Below are 5,075 nucleotides of genomic sequence, written 5' to 3' on the forward strand. Positions count from 1 at the left end.
GTCAGGGCAGCCCGCTGCACCGCGGCCGAGCCGATCACGCAGTCCAGCCTGGTCATGCTGACCATCTCGATGATGGTGCGCACGCCGCGGCCCTCGGCGCCCACCAGCCAGCCGGTGGTCGAGTCGAACTCCACCTCGGACGAGGCGTTGGACCGGTTGCCGAGCTTGTCCTTCAGCCGCTGCAGGGCGAAGTTGTTGCCCTTGCCGTCGGGCAGCACCCGCGGCACCAGGAAGCAGCTCAGGCCCGCCTCGGCCTGCGCCAGCACCAGGAACAGGTCGCACATCGGGGCCGAGCAGAACCACTTGTGGCCGGTGATCGAGTAGCTGCCGTCGCAGTTGCGGACCGCCCGGGTGGTGTTGGCCCGGACGTCCGAGCCGCCCTGCTTCTCGGTCATCGCCATGCCGGCCAGCAGCCCGGACTTCAGACCCGGCGCCCGCAGGCCGAAGTCGTAGCTCAGGCTGGTCAGGCCGGGCTCGTACTCGGCGGCCAATGCCGGGCTGTGCCGCAGCGCCGGCAGCACGGCGTAGGTCATCGAGATCGGGCAGGCGTGCCCCTGCTCGACCTGGCCCCAGACGTAGAACCCGGCCGCCCGCGCCAGGTGGGCCGTGGGGCTGGGGTCCGTCCAGGGCGCGGCGTGCAGGCCGTTGCGCACCGCGACGTCCATCAGCTGGTGCCAGGACGGGTGGAACTCGACCTCGTCGATCCGGTTGCCGTACCGGTCGTGGCTGCGCAGCACCGGTGGGTAGAGGTTGGCCAGCCGGGCCCAGTCCTGCGCCTCGGGACTGCCGGCGAGCTGCCCCAGCGCGCTCAGCCGGCCGGTATCGGCGCCTGCGGCGGACAGCGCCGCCGCCAGCGAGCGGTCGTCGTCGAACAGGTTGACGCCCGACCACGGCGCGGGGACGTTGAAGACATAGTGTGTCGCCACCCGGCCGAGGTTACCCGCCGGTAGCCCAGGTGGCCCGGGGAACAACTGCGCGGCCTAGCTGTCCATGGAACGGCCTAGCTGTCCATGGAACGGCCTAGCTGTCCGCGGAACCCAGCGTGATCTGCACGTCGGCGCTCTTGCCGCCCCGAACGTAGGTGACCTTGACCTGCTGGCCGGGAGCGTGGTTGCGGACGGCGGCGATCAGCGCGTCCGCGGTGGTGACCCGCTGGCCGTCGAGGGCGGTGATGATGTCGCCGACCTTCATCCCTGCCTTGGACGCGGGCCCGCCGGCGTTGACCGAGCGCAGCGGGACGCCGGGCTGGGACTGGGCGCCGGTCTGCGGGCCTCCGACCCCGACGCCGAGCACCGCGTGGGTGGCCTTGCCGGTGGCGATCAGCTCGCTGGCGATCCGGCTGGCCTCATCGGCCGGGATCGCGAACCCGATGCCGATGTTGCCGGACTGCTGCGGCGGCTGGCCGGGAATCTGCAGCCCACCGCCGGAGCCGTCGGTGGCGATGGCGGTGTTGATCCCCACCACCGAGCCGTTCAGGTCGACCAGCGGGCCACCGGAGTTGCCGGGGTTGATCGCGGCGTCGGTCTGGACCGCCGCGAACACCGCCTGGTCCTTGTCACCGGCCCGGACCGGGCGCGACAGGTTGCTGACGATGCCGCTGGTCACGGTGTCGGACAGGCCCAGCGGGGCGCCGACCGCCACCACGGTCTGGCCGACGCTCAGCGAGCTGGACTTGGCGAAGGTCGCGGCGGGCAGGTCGTCCAGGTCGATCTTGATCACGGCCAGGTCGTCGGAGGTGTCCCGGCCGACGATCTTGGCCGCGGCGGTCCGCCCGTCGGCCAGCGTCACCTCAAGGTCGCCGGCGCCGCTGCCGACCGAGATCACGTGGTCGTTGGTGAGGATGTAGCCGTCCTTGCGGATGATGACGCCGGAGCCGGTGCCCGACTGCTGCCCCGCGCGTGCCTCGATGGTCACCACGCTCGGCCGGATCTTGGCCGCCGCCGCCCCGATCGTGCCGTCCAGCTGGGCGGCCGGAGCCCCGGTCGCGTTGGTGATCCGCAGTCCGGTGTTCACCGAGCCGCCGTTGTTGCGATCGACCGCCGCGACCACTCCGCCGCCGACCCCGCCACCGACCAGGGCGGCGAGCAGCGCGGTGAGCAGCAGGGTCCGGCCGCGCCGGCGCTTGGCGGGCTCGGCCGGGGCGCCGGCGTCGCTGCTCGGTGGCCCGTCCAGGGTGGGCAGTTGCTGGGTGTGCTGAACCGGCTGGTAGCCCTGCTGACCCGGGTACTGCTGCGAGCCCGCAAATCCCTGCGAGCCCGCCAATCCCTGCGGCGCCGGATATCCCTGCTGGCCGGCGTACCCCTGCGGCGCCGGATATCCCTGCTGGCTGGCATACGCCTGCGGCGCCGAGTACGCCTCCTGAGCCGGATAGGCCTGCTGGCCAGCCGGGAAGCCCTGACCGGGGTAGCCGGCGTCCCCGCCCTGCGGCGGGTGCGGCTGGAAGGCGGGTGCCGGCGGGTAGCCGGTGGTACCCGGCTCAGCAGGTGGCGGGCGCCAAGCCTGCTGGTAGCCCTCACGGTGCTCGGAATCCTCGCCAGCGCCAGATGATGGCGGGTATTCGTTCGAGGTCATGCCCCCACTCTGGTTCCCGACGCTGTGCGGTGGCTGTGAGCGCCTGCAGCCAGCGGTATGACTGCCACGGCCCGCGGAGGCGACTGCCGGGGCCAGCGGGAGGGGGCGGTAGCGGGCCAGCGGAGGCGGCTCAGTCAGGGCCAGCGGAGGCGGCTCAGCCGGCGCCGTCCGTCGGCGTCTCGGGCGGCAGTTCGACCCGGTCCCGGCCGGTCCGCTTGGCTCGGTAGAGGGCGTTGTCGGCCTGCTCGATCAGCTGGGTGATGACCTCGCCGTGCTGGGGGTAGGCAGCCAACCCGATCGAGGCGGTGAGCGAGATCCGCTCACGGGGTCCGGGGATGACCAGCCCGCGAATGCGGCTCAGGATCCGTTCGGCGACCTGGCAGGCCTCCTCGAGCCCGATGTCGTCGAGGAAGACCACGAACTCCTCACCTCCGAACCGCGCGACGGCGTCGTAGCCGCGCAGCTCCCGCTTGAGGGCCTCCCCGATGGCCTTCAACACGGCATCGCCGGCCAGGTGGCCGGCGGTGTCGTTGACCCGTTTGAAGTGGTCGAGATCCATCAGCAGCACCGCGCAGGGCGCTTCCTCGCGCTGGGCGCGCAGCAACTCCCGCTGGGACAGCTCCTGCCAGGCCGCCGCGTTCAGCAGGCCGGTCTTGGAGTCGGTGGTCGCCGCGATCTCGAGCTGGGAGACCAGTGAGCTGCGCTGCAGCAGCAACATCAGGACCAGCACGGCCGGGATCAGCCACGCCAGCCGCAGGTAGAGGTCGGCGGTCATCACCCCGAGCACCAGGGTCGCCATCTCCAACCCCAGCTCCTCCCTGGCCGGCAACAGCGCGGTCAGCGAGTGCACGCCGGAGGCCAGGTAGATCACCCCGATCACCAGCACGGTGTTGATCAGGAAGAAGGCCGCCGCCGAGACCGTGATCGCCAGCGCGGTGAGCGCGCCCGCCGGCAGGGTGACGATCCGGGGCTGGATGGCGGTGGCGACCACCTTGGCCGCCAGTGTGGCGAGCACCACGGTCGCGCCGGTGTAGGTGACCCGGTAGGCCACTGCCTTCTGCTGCCGGCGGCGCATGGCTGCCACTGCGAAGACGCCGCACACCAGGACCGCGCTGTAACCGATCGGCAGAATCAGCACCCCAGCGAACGCCCAGACCGAATGCAGGCCGACCAGCACCGCGCCGCCGAGATAGCGGCGCATCCGCTGCATCCGGTGGGTGATCTCGGAGTAGGCGATGCTGAGCAGCAGCAGCGCCGCCAGCCGGGTCGTCGCCGACACGGTCAGGCATTGGGAGTAGCTGGTGACCAGGCTGACCGCGGTGGCCAGCACGGTGAGGACTTCGACCCCGATGATCAGCGCCAGCGCCTTGGGCGGCACCGACCACAGCCGCCAGCTGCGAACCGTCCGCAACCGGCGCGCCCGCCCGTCAGCCGGCGTGAGGCTTGAGGCAGCCATGGCGTCGAAGGAGCTCCGAACGTGGAAAGTGTGGCGGTCGGTTTTCGCCGCGGTCTGGCTCCTGGCAACCGGAGCGCGAACTAAACAGAGCTCAGTAGTTAAAAGTATGCCCGAAGGTGTGACCACGTGTCACGATGTCGTAATTGTTCGCAATAGATACTAGTGGTACGGTTATGCGGCCATTCTCAGAACGTGCAAATCCCCCCTAGTAGGACGAGACTGTCCAGCGGTAGTCTCGGGACGCTCAGCGTTGCTGAGATCGCATCGCACGGCCGGTGGCCTCGCTCGCCGTGCGCAAGCAGCTGAACCAACAGCTGACGAGGGAGGTGGCTCACCGTGCTGCACTTAGAATGGAACTAATACGCACCCACCGGTAACCACCACCTCTACACAGCGCCAGGCGCCGTGCGGTAGCCGGACCGCGCTCGCTTGGATGCGAAAGGGCGTTCATGACGCCGACCAGCCGGGTCACGGCGACCGACGGTGTGCAACTGGCGGTCTACGAAGCCGGGGATCCGGCCGGCGCCACCATCGTGGCGGTGCATGGCTATCCCGATAACGCCTCGGTCTGGGACGGGGTCGTCGAACTGCTGCGCGAGCGGTTCCACGTGGTCAGCTATGACGTCAGGGGCGCCGGCCAGTCAGGCGCCCCCGATGATCGGGCCGGCTACCGCCTCGACCAGCTCGAAGCCGACTTCGCCTCGGTGATCGAGGCGGTCAGCCCGGATCGTCCGGTGCACCTGCTGGCCCATGACTGGGGGTCGGTCCAGGGCTGGCAGTGCGTCACCAGCGAGCGGCTGCAGAGCCGGATCGCCAGCTTCACCTCGATCTCCGGACCGGGCCTGGATCACGCCGCCCGATGGCTGCGCTCCAAGCTGCGGCCGTCCCCCCGTGACCTGGCGACCCTGGCGCGGCAGCTCGGCCACTCCTATTACCTGCTGGTGTTCCAGATCCCGGGGCTGCCCGAGCTCGGCTGGCGTAGCGGCGTGTTCGACCGGCTGCTGGGCCGGCGCTCCCCGACGGACGAGCGCGGGCTGGCGGACAAGAT

The 5,075-nt window shown here is 70.6% G+C and carries 4 protein-coding genes; 1 reads left to right on the forward strand and 3 read right to left on the reverse strand.

Translation table 11 applies throughout. From position 1 onward, the window contains the following. From VF612_RS12595 to VF612_RS12605, 3 genes are all read right to left on the reverse strand, one after another. On the reverse strand, nucleotides 1-926 hold a 926-nt coding region (locus VF612_RS12595), incomplete at its 3' end, for an acyl-CoA dehydrogenase family protein (protein WP_408660201.1). A 94-nt stretch (nucleotides 927-1,020) separates the two neighbouring features. Then, a complete protein-coding gene (locus VF612_RS12600) occupies nucleotides 1,021-2,571 on the reverse strand; it encodes a S1C family serine protease (protein WP_408660202.1) in 1,551 nt (516 codons plus the stop codon). 154 nt (nucleotides 2,572-2,725) lie between these two features. After that, nucleotides 2,726-4,027: a GGDEF domain-containing protein gene (locus VF612_RS12605; RefSeq protein WP_408660203.1), complete on the reverse strand. Its 1,302-nt coding sequence runs from the start codon at nucleotides 4,025-4,027 to the stop codon at nucleotides 2,726-2,728. Between the two features lie 449 nt (nucleotides 4,028-4,476). Between VF612_RS12605 and VF612_RS12610 the strand changes: the two genes are divergently transcribed. Continuing rightward, nucleotides 4,477-5,075: alpha/beta fold hydrolase (locus VF612_RS12610; RefSeq protein WP_408660204.1), on the forward strand; the 599-nt coding region annotated here is incomplete at its 3' end.

The sequence above is a fragment of the Jatrophihabitans sp. genome (assembly GCF_036388195.1).
In the GTDB taxonomy this organism is placed as follows: Bacteria; Actinomycetota; Actinomycetes; order Mycobacteriales; family Jatrophihabitantaceae; genus Jatrophihabitans_A.

Bases quoted from the DNA above. Each gene is read 5' to 3' on its own strand.
- VF612_RS12605 (WP_408660203.1), bottom strand. From the start codon at position 4,027: ATGGCTGCCTCAAGCCTCACGCCGGCTGACGGGCGGGCGCGCCGGTTG.
- VF612_RS12600 (WP_408660202.1), bottom strand. From the start codon at position 2,571: ATGACCTCGAACGAATACCCGCCATCATCTGGCGCTGGCGAGGATTCC.